The sequence below is a fragment of the Lysobacter sp. cf310 genome, assembly GCF_900114355.1.
Taxonomy (GTDB): Bacteria; Pseudomonadota; Gammaproteobacteria; order Xanthomonadales; family Xanthomonadaceae; genus Lysobacter.
In genome coordinates this window covers 1010995-1032046 of sequence record NZ_FOSS01000001.1, presented here as the reverse complement: position 1 = coordinate 1032046, position 21052 = coordinate 1010995, and the positions used below count along the sequence as shown (strand labels likewise).

Annotated in this window: 24 protein-coding genes; 17 read left to right on the top strand and 7 right to left on the bottom strand. The window is 69.9% G+C overall.

What is annotated here, in order from left to right:
* Nucleotides 1–50: 50 nt before the first annotated feature.
* The 6 genes from hppD (at nt 51) to BMZ45_RS04495 (ending at nt 6709) form a co-directional block, all read left to right on the top strand.
* Entirely contained in the window at nt 51–1142 is a 1092-nt protein-coding gene (hppD, locus tag BMZ45_RS04520) for a 4-hydroxyphenylpyruvate dioxygenase (RefSeq protein WP_091632916.1), read from the top strand.
* A 248-nt stretch (nt 1143–1390) separates the two neighbouring features.
* On the top strand, nt 1391–2716 hold the full coding sequence (gene hmgA / locus BMZ45_RS04515; RefSeq protein ID WP_254776562.1) for a homogentisate 1,2-dioxygenase: 1326 nt from the start codon (nt 1391–1393) through the stop codon (nt 2714–2716).
* Nucleotides 2717–2801: 85 nt separating this feature from the next.
* Entirely contained in the window at nt 2802–3428 is a 627-nt protein-coding gene (locus BMZ45_RS04510; protein ID WP_091632910.1) for a hypothetical protein, read from the top strand.
* 175 nt (nt 3429–3603) lie between these two features.
* Entirely contained in the window at nt 3604–4557 is a 954-nt protein-coding gene (locus tag BMZ45_RS04505; protein WP_091632907.1) for a sodium:calcium antiporter, read from the top strand.
* Nucleotides 4558–4597: 40 nt separating this feature from the next.
* Nucleotides 4598–5845 (top strand): Na+/H+ antiporter NhaA, encoded by a 1248-nt coding sequence (gene nhaA / locus BMZ45_RS04500; protein ID WP_175488914.1) that lies wholly within the window; start codon nt 4598–4600, stop codon nt 5843–5845.
* Between the two features lie 3 nt (nt 5846–5848).
* Nucleotides 5849–6709, top strand: coding sequence for an NAD-dependent epimerase/dehydratase family protein (locus tag BMZ45_RS04495; protein ID WP_091632900.1), 861 nt, complete (start codon nt 5849–5851; stop codon nt 6707–6709).
* Between the two features lie 5 nt (nt 6710–6714).
* Here BMZ45_RS04495 and BMZ45_RS04490 read toward each other — a convergent pair whose 3' ends face one another.
* The 7 genes from BMZ45_RS04490 to BMZ45_RS04460 form a co-directional block, all read right to left on the bottom strand.
* Nucleotides 6715–7338: a hypothetical protein gene (locus BMZ45_RS04490; RefSeq protein WP_091632898.1), complete on the bottom strand. Its 624-nt coding sequence runs from the start codon at nt 7336–7338 to the stop codon at nt 6715–6717.
* A gap of 40 nt (nt 7339–7378) precedes the next feature.
* Complete coding sequence (locus tag BMZ45_RS04485; protein WP_139215384.1) at nt 7379–8164, bottom strand: hypothetical protein; 786 nt, start codon at nt 8162–8164, stop codon at nt 7379–7381.
* Nucleotides 8165–8274: 110 nt separating this feature from the next.
* Complete coding sequence (locus BMZ45_RS04480; RefSeq protein WP_091632892.1) at nt 8275–9162, bottom strand: DMT family transporter; 888 nt, start codon at nt 9160–9162, stop codon at nt 8275–8277.
* Nucleotides 9163–9276: 114 nt separating this feature from the next.
* The gene (locus tag BMZ45_RS04475) at nt 9277–9792 is read right to left on the bottom strand and encodes an Mpo1 family 2-hydroxy fatty acid dioxygenase (protein WP_091632890.1); all 516 of its coding nucleotides are present in this window, start codon (nt 9790–9792) and stop codon (nt 9277–9279) included.
* 46 nt (nt 9793–9838) lie between these two features.
* Entirely contained in the window at nt 9839–10174 is a 336-nt protein-coding gene (locus BMZ45_RS04470; protein WP_091632887.1) for a DMT family transporter, read from the bottom strand.
* Nucleotides 10175–10239: 65 nt separating this feature from the next.
* Nucleotides 10240–10560: a hypothetical protein gene (locus tag BMZ45_RS04465; protein ID WP_091632884.1), complete on the bottom strand. Its 321-nt coding sequence runs from the start codon at nt 10558–10560 to the stop codon at nt 10240–10242.
* A 19-nt stretch (nt 10561–10579) separates the two neighbouring features.
* Nucleotides 10580–11506 (bottom strand): phosphoribosylaminoimidazolesuccinocarboxamide synthase, encoded by a 927-nt coding sequence (locus BMZ45_RS04460; RefSeq protein ID WP_091634090.1) that lies wholly within the window; start codon nt 11504–11506, stop codon nt 10580–10582.
* Nucleotides 11507–11658: 152 nt separating this feature from the next.
* On the opposite strand from BMZ45_RS04460, the gene BMZ45_RS04455 reads away from it, so the two are divergent.
* The 11 genes from BMZ45_RS04455 (at nt 11659) to BMZ45_RS04405 (ending at nt 21045) form a co-directional block, all read left to right on the top strand.
* Entirely contained in the window at nt 11659–12000 is a 342-nt protein-coding gene (locus BMZ45_RS04455; protein WP_091632881.1) for a J domain-containing protein, read from the top strand.
* A 99-nt stretch (nt 12001–12099) separates the two neighbouring features.
* Nucleotides 12100–12774: a ribulose-phosphate 3-epimerase gene (gene rpe, locus BMZ45_RS04450; RefSeq protein ID WP_091632879.1), complete on the top strand. Its 675-nt coding sequence runs from the start codon at nt 12100–12102 to the stop codon at nt 12772–12774.
* Nucleotides 12771–13244: a ribonuclease E activity regulator RraA gene (gene rraA / locus BMZ45_RS04445; protein ID WP_091632876.1), complete on the top strand. Its 474-nt coding sequence runs from the start codon at nt 12771–12773 to the stop codon at nt 13242–13244. The genes rpe and rraA overlap by 4 nt, the downstream gene beginning before the upstream one ends.
* A gap of 224 nt (nt 13245–13468) precedes the next feature.
* Entirely contained in the window at nt 13469–14413 is a 945-nt protein-coding gene (gene yegS / locus BMZ45_RS04440; RefSeq protein ID WP_091632873.1) for a lipid kinase YegS, read from the top strand.
* 157 nt (nt 14414–14570) lie between these two features.
* Nucleotides 14571–16061 (top strand): anthranilate synthase component I, encoded by a 1491-nt coding sequence (gene trpE, locus BMZ45_RS04435; RefSeq protein ID WP_091632869.1) that lies wholly within the window; start codon nt 14571–14573, stop codon nt 16059–16061.
* 314 nt (nt 16062–16375) lie between these two features.
* Nucleotides 16376–17152: an SIMPL domain-containing protein gene (locus tag BMZ45_RS04430; RefSeq protein WP_175488913.1), complete on the top strand. Its 777-nt coding sequence runs from the start codon at nt 16376–16378 to the stop codon at nt 17150–17152.
* A 177-nt stretch (nt 17153–17329) separates the two neighbouring features.
* Nucleotides 17330–17512, top strand: a complete 183-nt coding sequence (locus BMZ45_RS04425; protein WP_091632864.1) for a hypothetical protein — start codon at nt 17330–17332, stop codon at nt 17510–17512.
* A gap of 155 nt (nt 17513–17667) precedes the next feature.
* Nucleotides 17668–18342 (top strand): winged helix-turn-helix domain-containing protein, encoded by a 675-nt coding sequence (locus tag BMZ45_RS04420; protein ID WP_091632861.1) that lies wholly within the window; start codon nt 17668–17670, stop codon nt 18340–18342.
* A complete protein-coding gene (locus BMZ45_RS04415; protein ID WP_091632858.1) occupies nt 18339–19712 on the top strand; it encodes a sensor histidine kinase in 1374 nt (457 codons plus the stop codon). The genes BMZ45_RS04420 and BMZ45_RS04415 overlap by 4 nt, the downstream gene beginning before the upstream one ends.
* A 401-nt stretch (nt 19713–20113) precedes the next feature.
* Nucleotides 20114–20695 carry an anthranilate synthase component II gene (locus BMZ45_RS04410; RefSeq protein ID WP_091632856.1) on the top strand — a complete coding sequence of 194 codons (582 nt, stop codon included), beginning with the start codon at nt 20114–20116 and terminating at the stop codon, nt 20693–20695.
* An 11-nt stretch (nt 20696–20706) separates the two neighbouring features.
* Nucleotides 20707–21045, top strand: a complete 339-nt coding sequence (locus BMZ45_RS04405) for a hypothetical protein (protein ID WP_217643142.1) — start codon at nt 20707–20709, stop codon at nt 21043–21045.
* The last annotated feature ends 7 nt before the right edge of the window (nt 21046–21052 follow it).

Below are 21052 nucleotides of genomic sequence, written 5' to 3'. Positions count from 1 at the left end.
TCGCACCAGGCCGTCCCGCACGGGGCCGGCCGCTACCTGAGAACAATGCCATGAATGCGCAGCCCAACCTCGGCATGCAGGTCACCACCTTCGAAAATCCGCTGGGTATCGACGGCTTCGAGTTCGTCGAGTTCGCCGCCCCGGCCGGTCAGGGCGAGATGCTGCACGACTACTTCCGCAAGCTCGGCTTCACCGCCGTGCTGCACCACAAGACCCGTCCGATCACGGTCTACCGCCAGGGCGGGGTGAACTTCCTGGTCAACGAGGACCCGGACAGCTTCGCCGCCGACTTCGCGCGTGCCCACGGCCCCAGCGCCTGCGGTTTCGCGATCCGTTTCAAGCAGCCCGGCACCACGGTGTACGACGCCGTGCTCGGCAACGGCGGCGAGGCGATCGTCGACCAGGCCGCCAGCCGCGCGGTCGACGCGCCGGTGGTCAAGGGCATCGGCGACTGCATGCTGTACCTGGTCGACCGTTACGGCGACCGGGGCAACGTGTACGAGGACTACCTGCCGGTGCAGGGCGCGCCGCAGAATCCGGCCGGTTTCGGTCTGACCTTCATCGACCACCTCACCCACAACCTCTACTTCGGCAACATGCAGAAGTGGTCGGACTACTACGAGCGCTTGTTCAACTTCCGCGAGATCCGCTACTTCGACATCAAGGGCGCCAAGACCGGCCTGGTGTCCAAGGCGATGACCGCGCCGGACGGCGTGGTGCGCATTCCGCTCAACGAGTCCAGCGATCCCAAGTCGCAGATCAACGAATACCTCGATGCCTACAAGGGCGAGGGCATCCAGCACATCGCCTGTTTCACCGACAACATCTACGACACGGTGGAAGCGATGCGCGCGCAGGGCGTGGAGTTCCTGGACACCCCGGACACCTACTTCGACGTGATCGATCAGCGCGTGCCCAACCACGGCGAGGACGTGCCGCGCCTAGCCAAGAACAAGATCCTGATCGACGCCGACCCGGAGACCCACCAGCGCAAACTGCTGCAGATCTTCACCCAGAACGCGATCGGTCCGATCTTCTTCGAGATCATCCAGCGCAAGGGCAACGAGGGCTTCGGCGAGGGCAACTTCCAGGCCCTGTTCGAGAGCATCGAACGCGACCAGATGCGCCGCGGCGTGCTCTAAGCTCGGCGCTTCAAGCCCCTCTCCGTCGGAAGAGGGGTGGGAGAGGGGCGGGACAGGGCCGTACGCTCAAATCCGCCTCTCCCCACTGTCAGGATGGATGAACATCGAAGCGGCGGTCGAGGCGACCCTCAGGGCTCCCGGCGGCCGGACCCTCGCCCCAACCCCTCTCCCGGAGGGGGAGGGGCTCTAAGCTCCAGAGCGCAATCGCCATGAACACCGCCGCCAACGACAGCGACAACGTGATTCCGATGCCCGAGCGCGATGCGCAGCGGGTGGCCGCGCGCGGCTATCAGAGCGGCTTCGGCAACGAGTTCGCGAGCGAGGTCTACACCGGGGTGCTGCCGCAGGGCCAGAACTCGCCGCAGCAGGTCGCCTACGGCCTCTACGCCGAGCAGCTGTCGGGCACCGCCTTCACCGCGCCGCGCGGCGAGAACCGCCGCAGCTGGCTGTACCGCATCCGCCCCGCGGCGATGCACGGCAGCTTCGCGCCGTATCCGCAGCCGCAGCTGCACAACGATTTCGAGCATGGCCCGGTCTCGCCCGACCAGCTGCGCTGGGATCCGCTGCCGATGCCGGACACGCCGGTCGATTTCGTCGACGGCCTCTACACCATGGCCGGCAACGGCTCGCCGGCCTCGCAGCATGGCGTCGGCGTGCATCTGTACGCGGCCAACCGTTCGATGGACGGGCGTTTCTTCTACGACGCCGACGGCGAGCTGCTGATCGTGCCGCAGCACGGCCGCCTGATCCTGGCGACCGAACTGGGCGTGCTCGAGGTCGAGCCGCAGGAGATCGCGGTGATCCCGCGCGGCGTGCGTTTCCGCGTCGAGCTGCCCGACGGCGTCGCGCGCGGTTACGTGTGCGAGAACTTCGGCGCGCTGATGCGCCTGCCCGACCTGGGCCCGATCGGCGCCAACGGCCTGGCCAATCCGCGCGATTTCCTGACCCCGAATGCGGCCTACGAGGACGTCGACGGCGAGTTCGAGCTGATCGCCAAGTTCCAGGGCCAGCTGTGGCGCGCCGATCTCGGCCATTCGCCGCTGGACGTGGTTGGCTGGCACGGCAACTACGCGCCGTACAAGTACGACCTGCGCCGCTTCAACACCATCGGCTCGATCAGCTTCGATCACCCGGATCCTTCGATCTTCACCGTGCTGACCTCGCCCAGCGACACCCCGGGCACGGCCAACCTGGATTTCGTGATCTTCCCGCCGCGCTGGCTGGTCGCGCAGCACACCTTCCGCCCGCCGTGGTTCCACCGCAACGTCGCCAGCGAGTTCATGGGCCTGATCCACGGCGCCTACGACGCCAAGGCCGAGGGCTTCGTTCCCGGCGGCGCGTCGCTGCACAACTGCATGAGCGGGCACGGCCCGGACGCGGCCACGTTCGAGAAGGCCAGCCACGCCGATTTGAGCAAGCCCGACGTGATCGGCGGCACCATGGCCTTCATGTTCGAGACCCGCGCGGTGATCCGCCCGACCGCGCAGGCCTTCGAGGCGCCGCACCGCCAGCGCGAGTACCAGGCCTGCTGGGCCGGTCTGCGCCGGCATTTCGAACCGCCGCGTTCGGCCTGAGGCCGCGCGGCGCTTCGCGCGCCGTTCACGCGCGGCCGCTAGGCTGCGCGCGTCTTGCACATGCTGCGTCGCAGCCGGGGTCGTAATGAAGCATGGTTCCCTCCAAGCGGGCGCGAGCGCGCTGCTGCTGAGTCTCGTCCTGAGCGCCTGCGGCGACCGCGCGCCCACCGAGGAGGCGCCCGCGCAGACCGCAGCGCCGGCGGCGGCCGATCAGCCCAGCGAGGACGTACCGCCGGCCACGGCGCCGACGCCGTTGGCGCCGGCCAACAACAGCGGCCTGGCGCGCATGGACGGTTACGGCGATCTGCGCCTGGGCGGCGATGCCGCCGACGCCCGGAAAGCCTTGGGCGGCGACGTCGCCGGCAAGGCCGACGAGCCCGGCGGTTGCTACTACCTGAGCTCGGCCAGCCGCCCGGAGCTGCCGGGTCTGATGATCGAAGGCGAGAAGCTGGTGCGCTACGACGTCGGCGAAGGCGAGGACATCGTCGCGCCCGGCGGCGGCAAGGTCGGCATGGGCGCCGACGAACTGCGCGCGTTGTACGCGGGACGCATCGAAACCCAGCCGCACAAATACGTCGACGGCGGCGAGTATTGGCGCATCAAGGACGCGTCGGGCTCCGGCGTGCTGCTGTTCGAGATCGTCGACGGCAAGGCCAGCCTGTGGCGCGTGGGCCTGGTGCCCCAGGTCGATTACGTCGAAGGCTGCTCCTGATCCCGGCCCGCCGACAGGGCCGTAGGCTGCGGTGAGCGCGGCGAACCGCCGCAACGCCATGCCCGCTCGCTCGCCGTAGCCCGCAAGCGGCCGTGGCGTCGATCCGCAGCGCCGATGGACGCCAGGCCCCGCACTCGGCATAGAATCGGGGCAGTGTCCGCGAGGGGAAGAGACCATGCTCGAAGCCATCGGCTTGTTCGTGCTGGGATTGGTGCTGCTGGCGCTGGGCGGCGATTCCATCGTCAAGGGCGCGTCCGGGCTGGCGCAGCGTTTCGGCGCCTCGCCGTTCGTGGCCGGGCTGGCGCTGGTCGCCTTCGGCACCTCGCTGCCCGAGCTGGCGGTCAACCTGCAGGCGGTGGTGCGCGGCGAGCAGAGCCTGGCGCTGGGCAACGCGGTCGGCAGCAACATCGTCAATTTCGGCCTGACCCTGGGCATCGCCGCGTTCGCCGCGCCGTTGCTGGTGCGTTGGCGCTCGCTGGCGCCGCTGCTGCTGGTGCTGATCCTGGGCACCGCCGCGGTGATCGTGCTGGGCCTGGACGGCGTGCTCAGCCGCGCCGAGGGCGCGGGCATGGTCGTGCTCTTCGTCGCCGTGGTCGCCTATGCGATGGCGCGCACGCGCCGCGAGGCGCCGGAACTGCAGGACGCGATCGCCGCGTTCGCGCGCACCCGCACCGATCTGGGCTTGAATCTGCTGCGCTTCGTGATCGCGGCGGTGCTGCTGTACTTCGGTTCCAAATTCGTGGTCGGCGCGGCGCCGCGACTGGGCGCCTCGCTGGGCCTGACGCCGTTGCTCACCGGCCTGTTGCCGGTCGCGATCGGCACCGCCCTGCCCGAAGCCGCCGCCGCCATCGCCGCCGCGCGGCGCGGCCAGGGCGACATCGTGGTCGGGCACGTGATCGGCTCCAGCCTGTTCAATCTGCTGATCGTGATCGGCGGCATGGCGGCCTGGAACGCGGTGGCGCTGCCGGCCTCGTTCGTGCGCTTCGAGCTGCCCGCGGCGATCGCGTTCGCGCTGATGCTGTATCCGATGCTGCGCGGCGACCTGCGCGTGAGCAAGGGCGAAGGCGCGATCCTCCTGGTCGCGCTGCTGGCCTGGATCGGCTTCGAGTTGGCGATGCTGCACCGTTGACGGGTACGGGGCGTAGACGCGGGCTGGATATACTGCGTCCATGAGCACGCCCTCGACTCCGCAGCCGTCGCCGTCGGCGCGTCCCCCATCGATGCGCGCCTTGCGCGCGCTGAGCAGTTTCTTCCGCCTCGAGGCCGCCGGCGGTCTGGTCCTGATCGCCGCGGCCGTGCTGGCCCTGATCGCGGCCAACTCGCCGCTGCACGATGCCTACGAGTCGTTCCGGCAGATGCCGGTGCAGGTGCGCATCGGCGCGCTGGATATCGCCAAGCCCGCGCTGCTGTGGATCAACGACGGCCTGATGGCGGTCTTCTTCCTGCTGGTCGCGCTGGAGATCAAGCGCGAGATGCTCAGCGGCCAGCTCGCCGGGCGCGCCCAGCTGATCCTGCCGCTGGCCTGCGCGAGCGCCGGCGTGGCGGTGCCGGCGCTGCTGTTCTATGCGATGAACCGCGGCGACGCCGAGGCCATGCGCGGCTGGGCGGTGCCGACGGCGACCGACATCGCTTTTGCCCTGGGCGTGCTGGCCTTGCTGGGTTCGCGCGTGCCGGCGGCGATGAAACTGTTGCTGTCGACGATCGCGGTGATCGACGACCTGATTGCGATCCTGATCATCGCGCTGTTCTATTCGCACGGCCTGTCGACGACCGCGTTGATCTGGGCCGGCGCCGCGCTGGCCGGCATGTGGCTGCTGAACCGGCGCGGGGTGACCGCGCTGGCGCCGTACCTGCTGCTGGGCGTGGTGTTGTGGGTGTGCGTGCTCAAGTCGGGCGTGCACGCCACTCTGGCCGGCGTCGCCACCGGCCTGATGATCCCGCACGTCGACAAGCGCAACGCCATCGACGACGCCCACGAGCACTCGCCGCTGGAAACCCTGGAGCACGCGCTGCATCCCTGGGTGGCCTACGCGATCCTGCCGCTGTTCGCCTTCGCCAATGCCGGCCTGGTGCTGGGCGGCCTGAGCCTGGACGACGCCATGGCGGCGCTGCCGCTGGGCATCGTGCTGGGACTGGTGATCGGCAAGCCGATCGGCATCGTCGGCATAGCCCTGCTGCTGCGCGCGCTGGGCTGGGTCAAGCTGCCCGCGGGCATGGACCTGCGCGCGATGCTGGGCCTGGGCCTGATGTGCGGCATCGGCTTCACCATGAGCCTGTTCATCGCCTCGCTGGCCTATCAGAACCCCCTGCATTACGAAGAAGCGGTGCTGGGCGTGCTGGCCGCGTCGGTGATCTCGGCGGTGGTGGGCTATCTATGGTTGCGCGCGGTGCTGCCGTCGCGCGCGCAGCGGAGCTGAGGGATGCGCCACGCTTTGGTGTTCGGGGCCAGCGGCCAGATCGGCTTGCCGTTGCTGGGCGCGCTGCGACGCGACGGTTGGCGCGTGAGCGCGGTGTCGCGTCATGACCAGCACGACGAACCCGGGCTGCACTGGCTGCGCGGCGACTTCGCCCGGCTCGAGGAACTGCCGCGCCGGGTCGATGCGATCTTCAGCTGCGGTCCGCTGGACGGCTTCGCGCGCTGGTATGCGGCCTCGCGGGTCGAGGCGCCGCGCGTGGTCGCGTTCGGTTCGACCAGCGTCGAGACCAAGCGCGGCTCGGCCGATCCGGACGAGCGCGACGTCGCCGCGCGCCTGCGCGAGGGCGAGGCGACCTTGTTCGCCGAAGCCGGCGAGCGCGCCGCGGCCGCGACCGTGCTGCGGCCCACCCTGATCTACGGCGCCGGCCGCGACGCCACCCTGACGCGGATCGCCGCGATCGCGCAGCGCTGGGGGCGTTTCCCGTTGCCGCGCAACGCCACCGGCCTGCGTCAGCCCGTGCACGTGGACGACCTCGCCGCCGCCGCGTTCGCCTGCGTCTCGGCGAGCGCCAGCCACGGCCAAGGCTACGCGTTGCCGGGCGGCGAGACCTTGCGCTATCGCGACATGGTCGCGCGCGTACTGGCCGTGCTGGAGCCGCCGCCGAAACTGATCGAGCTGCCGTCGCCGGTGTTCAATCTGGCCCTGCTGGCTGCGCAGGCCACGGGTCACGCCACCGGACTGGGCGAGGCCGCGGTGCGGCGCATGCGCAGCGATCTGGCGTTCGACCTGGGGCCGGCGCAGCGCGATTTCGGCTACGCGCCGCGCCGTTTCCTGCCCGAGCGCAGCATGTTCGATCCGCGCTGAGGCGCTCAGAGCTCGAAATCGCCGGGCTTGGTCTGCACGTTGGGCTTGTAGCTGGCGATGGCCAGGTAGATGCGGCTGCCGTCGCTCATCTCGAAACCGTAGCCGACCGGCTGGTCGTTGCCGAACCAGGCGGTGGCGCGTTCGACGTCGCTGCCGAACACGCGCGGATCCAGGCGCGCGCCGCGCAAGGGCGAGGACTTGCCGGGATTGAGTTCGCCCAGGGACGAATAGCGCTTGAGTTCGCCGGCCGTGCCCAGCGCGATCAACGCCAACGGATCGACGACCTTGTCGGTGCCGGCCTTGCCGGTCGCGCCGGTGGCCTTGTCGCGCCAGCGCGCGATGCCGGCCTGGGCGACGAAGGTCAACTCGTTCTTCTGGCCGGGGCGCAGCACGAAGCGGAAGCGATCCGGACGTTCCAGCAGCAGCTCGACGCTGTCGACGCTGACCAGCGCGTGCTCGGTCTTGCCCTTGAGCGGCGGCGCGTACTGGCTGATGCGGGCGACCACGTGCGCGCTGTAGTGGGTCTTGTCCATGCTCTGGAGCAAGGTGGTGGCCGAACTGGCGGCGTGCAGGGCCAGCGGCGCAAGGCAAAACAGGCCGACGGCGGCGAAGCGCAGGGGGAGTTTCATGGCGATGTTCCCGTAGCTGGAAGGGGGACGGACGCGCGGCTCAGCGGCAGGCCATGCGCGCGATCGTGCGCAGCGGCCGCGGCGGCTGCTGCATGGTCGCCGAGCAACGCGCCGACAGATCGGGCGCGCTGGCGCCGATGGTGCGCGCGTTGGCCAGGTCGGCCGGCACCCCGTCGACGCCGGGTTGCAGGCAGCGGCCCGGCAGCAGGTTGAAGGCCATGCTGCCCGAGGTCGTGCTGACCTCGACCATGATCGGCACGCCGTTGGTGTTGCACAGCTCGGTCAGGCGCATGTTCGGCGACAGCCGCGGCGGGCCGGGAATCTCGGCCGGCAGATTGACCGGAGTATTGCCCGAGCACACGCCCTCGTGCAGCAACTCGCTGTCGATGGTGCCGGTGATGCGGGTGATGGTGTGGGTGTGGTCGCGCAGGTTGGTGCGCTGGACGAAGATGCGGCTGCTGCCGTCGAAGCGCGAGGTCGGAATGGTCACCGAATCGCGATCGATGTCGAAGGTCACGTCGACGCGGTCGGCGGTGGGCGCGAAGGTGAAGCTGTCGGCGAACGCGCGCACCATGCGCGGCGGGAAGGCCTCGGGCGCGCTGGTGATGGTCATGTTCGGGAAATGCGCTGCGCAATCGACGTCGGCGGGGCAGGTCTCCTCGCGCAGCAGGTCGTAGGAGGCGGTGACCGTGTCGCCCGGGCAGTACTGCGCGGGCGTCACCTGGCCCATGCCGTTCAAAACGCTGCGCTCCAGCCGGCAACCGGCGAACAAGACCGAGCAGGCGAGCAGCAGGGCGAGGGCCGTGCGGGAGGTCCGTGTGGTCATGGCGGCGTCCTTGTCGAGGGGCGTGGTTTGGCGGCTGACAAGGACGATCAACGGCGTGGCGGCGCGCAAGCGGACACGGCCGCATCGCGACCGCGCGCCGCCATGCGCATTCAGGGCGTGTCGGAGGCCGGGATCGGGCGCGATTTGGCCAGCGCGCGCAGGGCGATGATGAAGACGCCGCCCAGCACCATGGCGCCGCCCAGCAGCAGGCGCGGTCCGGGGCGATCGCCCCAGAACGCCACGCCCAGGCCGATCGCGAATACCGGCACCAACAACAGCCAGGGCGTGACCAGCGCGACCGGATGGCGCTGCACCAGCACGTAATACAGGCCGTGGCCTAGCAGCGAGGACACGAACGCGGCGTAGATCGCGCCGAACCAGCCGACCCAGCTCACCGATCCCAGGCTGGCGATGCCGCCGGGTTCGAGCAGCGCGCTGATCGCCAGCAGCGGCAGCACGCTGAACAACGCGGTCCAGCCCTGCTGGCTGTAAACGTCGAGGCCGCGCAAGCCTTTCATCAGTACCGTGCCCACGGCCAGGAACGCGGCCGAGATCAGCATCAGCACCAGCGACATCGGCTTGTCCAGCACCAGCGGATCGAAGCCCAGCACCAGCACGCCGGCGAAGCTCACCGCGATCGCCACGCCGGTGCGCCAGGCGAAGCGCTCGCCCAGCATGGTCCAGGCCAGCAACGCGGTCATCGGCACGTAGCTCTGCATCACGATCGCGGGCGAGGACAGGTCGCCGGCCAGCTTGAGCGCGGTGAAGCTCAGGCCGAAGTGGAGCACGCCGATGCACAGGCAGACCGCGATCAGGCGCGGCCACTGCCCGGGCGCGGGGCGCTTGACGAAGAACATCAGCGGCAGCGCGAGCAGGGCGAAGCGCAGGCCGGTGAACAGGAACGGCGGAATCTCGCGCATCGCGAACGCCGAGGTCAGGAAGTTGCCGGCCCAGGCCAGGACGATGAGCAGCAGCAGGACGATGTCGCGGGCGGGCATGAGGTCGTAAGCCGGAAGCGGCGCGGCTTGGGCGTAGCCGCGCGGGTCCCATTGTCGCCGCTGGCGTGCGCGCGCGGCGCGAACGCCGTCGCACGCAGCGTTGCGCTTACGCGCTCAGTACGACCAGCCCAGCTTGCGATACAGCTTGGCCAGCACCCAGGCCGGCCCGATCAGCAGATAGCGCAGGTCGGTGAAGAAGCTGGGGCGCTTGCCCTCGTACAGCTTGCTGTGGCCGATGAACTGGCCGATCCAGGCCACCACGAACACGCCGATGCCCAGGTACAGCAGCTGCATCACCCCGAGGCGGTCGTGCAGGTACTGGGTCAGCCAGCCCGACAGCGCGAACAGCAGCAGCATGCCCAGGCCGAGTTTGCGCGAGGCGCGGTAATAGAACATCCAGGCCGCAAACATCGCCAGCCCGGCCCAGAAGCCGGCGCGGAACCAGGTGCCCGGCGAGGGGATGCACCACAGCAGGGCGATCACGCTCCAGGCGATCGCGGGCACGCAGATCACATGGATGAGCTGGTTGGCGCGGTTCTGGTGATCGCGCGAATAGTTGGCGAAGTAGCGATCGATCGGACGCTGCTGGTACGGGGCGTCTTGCGATGCGGGTTCGGCGGCAGTGCTCATGACGGGCTCCCGGCGGGTCAGGCGTGCGCGGCGGCGGACGGGCGGTTCAGTGCGCACCAGTACGGGAGAATAGCTGGATTACCGCCACCCCGGCCACGATCAGGCCGATCCCGATCATGCCGGCCAGATCCAGCGGCTGTTTCAGCACCAGCCAGCCGATCAGGGCGATCAGGACCACGCCCACGCCGGACCAGATCGCATAGGCCACGCCCACCGGCACGGTCTTGAGCACCAGCGAGAGGAAGTAGAACGCCGTCGCATAACCGGCTGCGACGATCAGCGAGGGGCCCAGGCGGGTGAAGCCGTCGGAGGCCTTGAGGGCGCTGGTCGCCACCACTTCGGCCAGGATCGCGACGGCGAGGAAGAGCAGGCCTTTGGGCATGAGGGTGGCTCCGAGGGCGGTGCGCGACGATGCGGTTCGCTGCGCTCACCGCATCCTACGGTCGATCAGCCGAGCCAGCCATGGACGATCCAGATCGCCGCCACACCGATGTACGCATACAACAAAATATCGCTGGTCAGCAGAACCACGCGCAATTTCTTGACGGTCGCTGCCAACCTGGGCAGCGGCGGTTGGAAGTACAGAACTTTGAATCGACACGGGCCGGATTTTGGGAGGATGCGTTGACCCCAGGTCCGGAACAGCTGCTGCGCATAATCGGGAGCGACTTCCGAAATGCGCAGCTTCGCGGTGTAGGCGCAAAGTTCCGCCGCCAATAGGCTGATCGCTACCAGCGCAAACAGTCCCAGCATCCAGCCCACGGACATATGCCGATTCCGGCCGACCTCAGTCGACCGAAATCCCCGCCAGCTTCTGCAGCGCCTCGGCGTACTTGGCGCGCGTGCGTTCGATCACGTCGCTGGGCAGCGGCGGGCCCGGCGGCGTCTTGTCCCAGCCCAGCGCTTCCAGATAGTCGCGCACGTACTGCTTGTCGTAGCTGGGCGGGCTGGTGCCGACCTGGTACTCGTCGGCCGGCCAGTAGCGCGAGGAGTCGGGCGTGAGCATCTCGTCCATCACGTACAAACGGCCGTCGGCGTCGGTGCCGAACTCAAACTTGGTGTCGGCCAGCAGGATGCCGCGCTGGGCCGCGAAGTCGGCGGCGTAGCGGTACAGGCGCAGGGTGGCGTCGCGCACGGCTTCGGCCAGTTCGGCGCCGACGGTGCGCACCGCGGTGTCGAAGTCGATGTTCTCGTCGTGGTCGCCGACGGCGGCCTTGGTCGAGGGCGTGAAGATCGGCTCGGCGAGCTTTTCCGCCTGGCGCAGGCCGTCCGGCAGGGCGATGCCGCTGATGCGGCCGGTGCGCTGGTAGTCCTTCCAGCCGCTGCCGATCACGTAGCCGCGCGCGATGCATTCGATCGGCACCGGCTTCAGGCGCTTGGTCACCACCGCGCGCTGGGCGTACGGCGCCGGGTCGGTGCCCGCGGGCAGGACCGCGGCGACGTCGATGCCGGTGAGGTGGTTGGCGACGATGTGCGCGGTCTTGCCGAACCAGAAGTTGCTGATCTGGCACAGCATCTCGCCCTTGCCCGGAATCGGGTCGGGCAGGACCACGTCGAAGGCGCTGAGGCGGTCGGTGGCGACGATCAGCAGGTAGTCGCCGGCGGGCGTGCCCGGCGGCAGGCGTTCGGCCGGCAGGTCGAAGACGTCGCGGACCTTGCCGCGATGGCGCAGCGGCAGGCCGGGCAGGTGGGACTCGGAAAGGGCGGATCGCAAGGTGGTCGACAACGTGTAGTCCCCATGGCGGCGGGCGGAATCCCCGTCGTCGGCCGCGTGCGCGGGCGCGACGGGGCCGGGCAGTGTACGCCGGCCGGGCCTCGCGTGCAGGTAGACTGGCGGCCGGTCCTGGGCAGGCGGTTGCGGCGGCGATGGCGACGAAACGCTGGTACGGCAAGTTGCTGGGGTTTTTCGCCGGTGCGGCGCTGTTGCGCTCCAACCCTTTCCTGGGCGCGCTGATCGGCCTGCTGATCGGCCATGCCTTCGACAGCGACTGGTTCAGGCTCAGCCGCGACAACCCCTACGCCGTGCTCGGCCTGACCGCCGAGGCCAGCGACGCCGAGGTCGACCAGGCCTACCGCCGGCTGATCTCGCAGTACCACCCGGACCGCCTCAACGGCGCCGCGCCCGAGCTGCGCCAGCAGGCCGAGACCAAGGCGCGCGAGATCAACGGCGCCTACGACCGCATCAAGACCCTGCGCCAGCGGCGCTGAGCGGTCCGGCCCGGCCGGATGGGCTGAGCCGGCGCGATCGCGCTTGGCCCGCCCGCGGCCGGAGGCGACAATGGCGGCCTGTCCGTCTGAGCCCCGCCCATGCAGCCCACCGTGATCGCTCCGTCCATCCTCTCGGCGAATTTCGCCAAGCTCGGCGAGGAGGTCGACAATGTGCTCGCGGCCGGCGCCGACTGGGTGCATTTCGACGTGATGGACAACCATTACGTGCCCAACCTGACCATCGGCCCGCTGGTCTGCGAGGCGCTGCGCAAGCACGGCGTGACCGCGCCGATCGACGTGCACCTGATGGTGGAGCCGGTGGACCGCATCGTCCCCGACTTCGCCAAGGCCGGTGCCAGCATCATCAGCTTCCACCCGGAAGCCAGCGCGCACGTGCATCGCACGATCCAGCTGATCAAGTCGCACGGCTGCCAGGCCGGCCTGGTGCTGAACCCCGCCACCCCGATCGAAGTGCTGGACTGGGTGCTGGAGGACCTGGACCTGGTGCTGCTGATGTCGGTCAACCCGGGCTTCGGCGGCCAGAGCTTCATACCCTCGGCGCTGGACAAGCTGCGCCGCGTGCGCGAGCGCATCGACGCCACCGGCAAGCCGATCCGCCTGGAGATCGACGGCGGGGTCAAGGCCGACAACATCGCCGAGATCGCGGCGGCCGGCGCCGACACCTTCGTCGCCGGCTCGGCGATCTTCAACGTCTCCGACTACGCCGATGTGATCGGGCGCATGAAGGCGGCGGTGCAGGGCGCGCGCGGGTGAACACCTGCGATCTGTGCGACCTGCACGGCGATCGCCTGCGCGTGATCGAGCTGCCGCTGCGCGACTACGGCGGACGTCTCGCGTTCGACGGCGTGGTCAGCACGGTGCGGGCGCACGAGGACAATTCGCGGGTGCGCGAGGCGGTGGCCGAATCCGGCCACGGCCGGGTGCTGGTGATCGACGGCGGCGGCTCGCTGCGGCGCGCGATGCTGGGCGACCTGCTCGCGGCCAAGGCGGTGGAGAACGGTTGGGCCGGGGTGGTCGTGATCGGCGCGATCCGCGACAGCGCCGCCATCGGCGCGCTCGAGTTGGGCGTCAAAGCCCTGGGCACTTGCCCGCGCAAGACCGACAAACACGATCGCGGCGAGCGCGACGTGGCGGTGGAGATCGGCGGGGTGATCGTGCGGCCCGGCGATTGGCTGTGCGCCGACGAGGACGGCGTCGTGCTGTCCGACGCCGTCCTCCGCTGAAACGCCGGGCGTCCTGCCCGGCGTCTTGAAACGGCGCCGCGGCGCCGTTCCGTAATATTGGAGGCAATCCAGCCTCCGCCCGTCGTCCCTGATATGGCCTTCGATACTCCAGGCCGGCGATGACGCGACGATGACAATCGCGCCATGAAATCGCGCGACGCGTTCACCGGGTCTTAGCGCGGCGCTGCTAGCCTCGCCGCTCCTCACGCGCGAGACCCCGCCCGATGCCGCAGCCGCACTGGCGCCTGATCCTCAACGGCAAGTCCGCCGGCGACGACGCCCTGCGCGAGGCGGTGACCGCGATCCGCGCCGATGGCGTCGACCTGGACGTGCGCGTGACCTGGGAAGGCGGCGACGCCGAGCGCTACGTGTCCGAGGCGATCGCCGACGGCGCCGACTGCATAGTCGCGGCCGGCGGCGACGGTACCCTCAGCGAGGTCGCGACCACGCTTGCCCATCGCGACGAGCCCGCCGACGCGCTGCCCGCGCTGGGCCTGGTGCCGATGGGCACGGCCAACGATTTCGCCAGCGCCGCCGGGCTGCCGGTCGACGCGCTGGAGGCCTTGCGACTGATCCGCGCCAGCCGCCCGCGGCCGATCGACCTGCTGCGCCTGGAAGCCGCCGACGGCACCCACTGGGCCGCCAATCTCGCCAGCGGCGGCTTCGGTACCCAGGTCACGGTGGAAACCGACGCGGGCCTGAAGAAGATGCTGGGCGGCCTGGCCTATCTGATCACCGGCATCTCCAAGCTCGGCCGCATCGAGCCGATCCGCGCGCATCTGCGCGGCGAGGGCTTCGACTGGCATGGCGACTTCATCGCCCTGGGCGTCGGCAACGGCCGCCAGGCCGGCGGCGGCCAGGCGCTGTGTCCGGATGCCCTGATCGACGACGGCCTGCTCGACCTGACCGTGGTGCCCGATCTCAGCGGCGAGGTCGGCGCCACCGCCGCGACCCTGCTGACCCAGGGCCAGCACGCGGCGCTGGAGCGGGTGGCGGTGCGCGCGCGCCTGCGCAGCGTGGAGATCGACAGCGAGCAGGAACTCACCCTCAACCTGGACGGCGAGCCGGTGCGCTCGCGCCATTTCCGCATCGACTGCGTGCCCGCGCGCGTACGCATGCACCTGCCCGCGGACTGCCCGCTGCTGACGGCGTCTACGCCGGCGGCCTAGACGCGCAGGCCCCCGTCGCGCCGGCCCGGCGAAGCCGTTACAGTGTCGGCCATGAAAGCCTGGGCGAACCCGCATTCCTTTTGCGCCGACGTGGGTTGGCGATGGTGGCCGTCGGCCATCGTCGCTCCTGCCCACTCGTCCATGAAGGAACCGCCGCGTGATTTCGCCCGAACTCTTCCAGCAACAGGCCGCTAACGGCTATACCCGCATCCCCGTCGTGCGCGAGGTCCTGTCCGACCTCGACACGCCCTTGTCGGTCTATCTAAAGCTCGCCGACGGCCCGCATACCTATCTGTTCGAATCGGTCGAGGGCGGCGAACGCTTCGGCCGCTATTCCATCATCGGCCTGCCGGCCAAGCGCGTGTACGCCTTCGCCGGCCACACCCTGTTCGTGACCGAACTGGGCGAACTGCTGGAGACCCGCACCGTCGAGGATCCGTTCGCCGAAGTCGAGCGCCTGCGCGCCGCGCACTCGGTGCCGCGCATCGAGGGTCTGCCGGGTTACACCGGCGGCCTGGTCGGCTGGTTCGGTTTCGAATGCATCCAGTACATCGAGCCGCGCCTGGCCGCCCCGCAGGCCGACGGCAGCCACAAGCCCGACGAGCTCGGCACGCCCGACATCCTGCTGATGCAGAGCGAGGAAGTCGCGGTGTTCGACAACCTCAAGGGCCGGCTGTATCTGATCGTGCACGCCGATCCCAGCGAGCCGCAGGCCTACGCGCGCGCTAACCGCCGCCTCGATCAGCTCACCCACCGCCTGCGCCACGCCGGCGCCGGCTATCCGGAAACCCTGGACTCGGTCGGGCTGGAGGAAGACGACTTCGTGTCCGGATTCACCCGCGAGGGCTTCATCGACGCGGTCGAGAAGTCCAAGGAGCTGATCCGCGCCGGCGACATTTTCCAGGTGGTGCTGTCGCAGCGCCTGAGCGTGCCGTTCAAGGCGCGCCCGGTCGACGTGTACCGCGCGCTGCGTGCGCTCAATCCCTCGCCCTACATGTATTTCCTGGATGTGGGCGAGACCCAGGTGGTGGGGTCGTCGCCGGAAATCCTGGTGCGTCTCCAGGACGGCGAAATCACCGTGCGCCCGATCGCCGGCACGCGCCCGCGCGGCAAGACCGTGGAGGAGGACAACGCGCTCGAGGCCGAGCTGCTGGCCGATCCCAAGGAGCGCGCCGAGCACCTGATGCTGATCGACCTGGGCCGCAACGACGTCGGCCGGGTCGCCGAAGCCGGCACGGTGCAGGTCGGCGAGCAGTTCGTGATCGAACGCTACAGCCACGTGATGCACATCGTCAGCGAGGTCACCGGCCGTCTCAAGGAAGGCCTGAGCTACGCCGAGGTGCTGCGCGCGACCTTCCCGGCCGGCACGGTCAGCGGTGCGCCCAAGATCCGCGCGCTGGAAGTGATCCGCGAACTCGAACCGATCAAGCGCAACGTCTATTCCGGCGCGGTCGGCTACATCGGCTGGCACGGCGACGCCGACACCGCGATCGCGATCCGCACCGCGGTGATCCAGGACGGCCGCCTGACCATCCAGGCCGGCGCCGGCATCGTCTACGACTCCGACCCTCAGAAGGAATGGGAAGAGACGATGAACAAAGGCCGCGCGCTGTTCCGCGCCGTGGCCCAGGCGGCGCGCGGCTTGTAAGCGCGCGTCGTCCGCGCGCCGCTGCTTCGCGGCGCGCCTCCATCCACGCGCGTCTGCTGTGGGGTAGGAGCGGCGTGAGCCGCGACAGGTCATGCGCTTGCGTCGTGAGATGCGCGCTGGCGTCGCCGTGTGGATGTCGCGGTCGCGGCTTACGCCGCTCCTACCCCAAAGCGGTCCGCGCGGTCGATGGCTCGTGCGCGCCCTATCCGCTAACCCCGGACTCCGACTTCGCCCGTTGCGATACAGGTGCCCCGTCCGACCGCGGACGGCAGCGCGTTCAGCATCGACACCACGATCGTCATCAAGGAGGCGACATGAAGTTGCGTACCCTGGCCTTGCTCGGCCTGGCTTTCATTTCCACCGCCGCGCAGGCGCAGGTCAACGCCCTGCCGCCGACGCGGCACATCCTGGTCTATGGCGATGCGCAGGCGCGCGCGGTACCGGACCGCTACAAGATCGCGATGCAGTTGGAGGCGATCGACGCCGATCCGGCGGCGGCGCAGGCGCGGGTCGAGGCCCATCTGCAGCAGACGCTGGCGCAGCTCAAGGCGGTCGGCGTGGCCGACAACGAGATCGTCGCGACCTCGTTGCAGGTCGATACCCGCCGCCGCTACGACGACAAGCTGCGCCAGGAGGTCTTCGTCGGCACCGGCGTGCGCCGCACGCTGAGCGCGCGCTTCGGGGGCAAGGAGGCGTTGGAACGCTTCCTTGCGAAAGTGAAGACCTCCGAGGAGCTGACGATTTCCAGCGTGGCCGCCGAGCTGTCCAGCGAGCCCGAGTTGCGCCGCCAGCTGCGCGAGAAGAGCATCGCCTCCTCGCGCGAGAAGGCCGAAGTGATCGCGCGCGCCTATGGTGCGCGGTTGGGCGGCGTCTACAGCGTGTCCGACGTCGCGCCCCAGTTCGACTACGGCGTGCGCGAAGGTACTTGGCCGGCGCTGTACGCCTGGTCGGGCAACGGCCGCGACGGCTATCAGCTGGATCGCATCCAGGTCACCGGCAGCCGTATCGCGCAGGCGCCGTCGACCTCGTTCCAGGCCGGCTACATCGACTTCCAGGACAAGATCTACACGGTGTTCCTGCTCGCCGACTGAGGCCGCGCCGGGGCCACGCGCGGGCCACGCCGGCCCGCGCCGAACATTACGGATAGTTCATGCGCCCGAAAGCTCGCCGGCAAGGCCCGGCGCGCAATCTGACCCTGCGCTGGGGCAGACCCCAACGACAAGAACCCGATCACCCGTGTTCCCAACCCACCGTCCAGGAGCCTCACCATGAACGTCCGCAATGCCCTGATCGCGCTCGCCCTGACCGCCGTCGCCGGTTCCGCGTTCGCCGCCGCTCCGGCCACCGCGCCGGGCGCCGCCGCTCCGGCCAAGACCGCCGCCGTCAAGCACAAGGTCCACAAGGCGAAGAAGGCCGAGGCCAAGGCCGCGACCGAAGCCAAGAAGAGCTGATCGCGCCGTAACCACCTACCGCAACTGCCGTACCGCAACCGCCTCCTTCCTGCGTTCCACCGTTCATACGTCCCCGAAGCCCACCTAAACCCCAGGTGGCTGCCCCGCCGGCTTCCTCCCGGCGGGGTATTCTTTTTGCGAGACCGGGAGTCGGCATGCGCGTCCTGCTGATCGAAGACGATCCCCATACCGCGGGCTTCATCGCCAAGGGCCTGCGCGAAGACGGCCACACCGTCGACCATGCCGACAACGGCAAGGACGGGCTGTTCCTGGCCACCACCGAGCGCTACGACGCGCTCGTGCTGGACCGCATGCTGCCCGGGCTGGACGGCCTGGTCCTGCTGCAGACCCTGCGCGGCGCCGGCAACCGCACGCCGGTGTTGCTGCTGACCGCGCTGGGCGAGGTCGATCACCGCGTCGAGGGCCTGCGCGCCGGCGCCGACGACTATCTGGTCAAACCCTTCGCCTACGCCGAGCTCAGCGCGCGCCTGGACAGCATCCTGCGCCGCGGCAGCGCCGGCGGCAGCGAGCCGACGCGCTTGCGCGTGGCCGATCTCGAACTCGACCTGCTCAGCCGCGAGGCCCGTCGCGGCGGCAAGCGCATCGAGCTGCAGCCGCGCGAGTTCCGTCTGCTCGAATACCTGATGCGCCAGGCCGAGCGCGTGGTCACCCGCACCATGCTGCTGGAAGCGGTGTGGGACTATCACTTCGATCCGCAGACCAACGTCATCGACGTGCACATCAGCCGCCTGCGCCAGAAGATCGACCTGGGCTATCCCAAACCGCTGCTGCACACGGTGCGCGGCGCCGGCTACCGGCTGGGCGCATGACCCTGCGCTCCACCAGCGGCCGGCTGGCGCTGGCGGTCACCGCCTCCTTCCTGCTCGCGTTCGTGCTGCTGGGCGCGGGCGTGCACTACACGGTGTCGGCGCTGCTGGTCGAGGACGCGCGCGAAGTGGTGCGCGCCGATGCCGCCGGCCTGGTCGAGCTGTACCGCGAACACGGCCGCGCGGCGCTGCAAAGCGAATTGCGCGAACGCCTGGACGCGCAGGACGATCCCGACGCGGTCTACGCCCTGATCGCGGCCGACGGGCGCGTGCTCGCGGGCCGCTACCAGGGCCGTCCGATCGCGCGCGCGCCGCACCAGCGCTGGACCGAATTCGTCGAGCGCGACGGCGACGAGCGCTTGCGCGTGGTCGCGCAACTGCAACGCCTGTCCGGCGGCGATACCTTGCTGACCGGCGTGCGCCTGCGCTCGCAGGGACGCTTCCTGGCCCTGATGCTGCGCACCGCGCTGGCCGCGCTGCTGGTCGCCGCCACCCTGGGCGCGCTGATCGGCTGGCTGACCTCGCGCTGGGTGTCGCGGCGCCTGCGCAGCCTGGACGACACCGCCGAACGCGTGGGCGGCGGCGAGCTCGCCTTGCGCGTGGCCCTGGACGGCAGCGACGATGCCTTCGACCGGCTCGCGCGTCGCTTCAACGGCATGCTCGACCGCATCGGCGAACTGCTGGGCGGCGTGCGCCACGCCACCGACCACATCGCCCACGACCTGCGCACGCCGCTGACGCGTTTGCGCAATCGCCTGGAGGAACTGCGCGACCGCCCCGACGGCGCCGGCCGCGAAGCCGAGCTGGACGCGGCGATCGCCGAGACCGACCAGCTGCTGCATTCCTTCGGCGCGCTGCTGCGGCTGGCGCGGATCGAGGCGCAGTCGCCGGTGCAGGACGAGCCGGTGCTGGACCTGGCCGAGCTCGCGCGCGACGCGGTCGAGCTGTACACGCCCAGCGCGGGCGAGCGCGGCATCGTCCTGCGCACCCAGCTGCCGCGCGCCGACGAAGCGCCGGCGACGGTGCGCGGCGACGCCGACCAGCTGTTCCAGATGCTGGTCAATCTGCTCGACAACGCGGTCAAGTACGCGCCCGCCGACAGCGAGGTCGAAGTGCGCCTGCGCCGCGAGCGCGGTACGGTCACGCTGGCCATCGGCGACCGCGGCCCGGGCATCCCGCCGGCCGACCGCGAACGCGTGTTCGACCGCTTCCAGCGCCTGGAGGCGCACCGTGGCTCGCCCGGCACCGGCCTGGGCATGAGCCTGGTGCGCGCGATCGCGCACCGCCACGGCGGCCACGTCAGCCTGGGCGACAACGCGCCCGGGCTGGAGGTACGCGTCGCGCTGGCCGCGGCCGAAGCCGGCCGCGGCTAGCGCCGACGCCGGGCCGGCCCGTCGCGTCGGGCCCGCGAAGCGGCTACAGTAGGCCCATGATCGTTCGCGCGAACCCGCAATTCCCGTCCAAGGCCGTCCCGGGCTGGCGATGGTGGCGTGCTGCCGCCGTCTGCGTTCCGTCGTCCTTCCGGGAAACCCCGCGTGACTCCATCGCCTTCGCTCCACGCCCGCGCCGTCCGCTGTCCAGCCTCGCCTGACGGCCGCGCGTCCCCGCGCCGCACCCCCTCGCGATCGTTATTTCCCGTGGACCGCCCGCGGCCGGATAATCGTGGGCTGGCGTCCGCGCAGCCGCGGCCGCCGCTGGATGTGTCCGCGCGTGGCGGCTCGCAGCCCGATCTCCGCTCCCCCAGCCCCGGCCCCCAACGCTTTCGAGACGCGTCATGTCCGTACTGATGATCGATAACTACGACAGCTTCACCTACAACCTCGTGCAGTACCTGCAGGCGCTGGGGGCGGAGGTGAAGGTGATCCGCAACGACGATCTGACGGTGCCGCAGATCGCGGCGCTGCAGCCGGAGCGGATCGTGATCTCGCCCGGCCCGTGCACGCCGAACGAGGCCGGCGTATCGCTGGACCTGATCCGCGAACTCGGCGCGAAGGTGCCGATCCTGGGCGTCTGCCTGGGCCACCAGAGCCTGGGCCAGGCCTACGGCGGCGACGTGGTCCGCGCCAAGACCATCATGCACGGCAAGACCTCGCGCATCCGCCACCAGGGGCAGGGCGTGTTCGCCGGGCTGCCCGACCGCTACGAAGCCACGCGCTACCACTCGCTGGTGGTGTCGCGCGAGACCCTGCCGGACTGCCTGGAAATCACCGCCTGGACCGAGCACGAGGACGGCAGCTTCGAGGAGATCATGGGCCTGCGCCACCGCGAGCATCCGGTCGAGGGCGTGCAGTTCCACCCCGAGTCGATCCTGACCGAGCACGGCCACGCTCTGCTCAAGAACTTCCTGGAGCGTTGATGATGATCCGCATGCCCTTCGTTTTCGCCCTTGCGCTGTTGGCCGGATCGAGCGCCAGCGCGCACGCGGCGACCCAGCCGTCCAGCAAGGCCTGCGCCGCCGACGCGGTGATTCAGGCCAAGAAGCTGCTGGCCTTCCACACCGACGACGACGACCGCGCCGAAGTGTCCGGCCCGGCCAAGCCACTGCCGTCCATCGTCAATCCGGCCAATCCCAAGCAGCGCTTCGACGTGCTGGAAGTCTGGGGCTACGTCTACAAGGGCCAGTACCGGATGCGCCTGGAGTACTACCGCCTCGGCGACGACTGCGTCCTGATGGGCCAGGAAATCCTCGAACACGCTTCGCTCTGATCGCCGA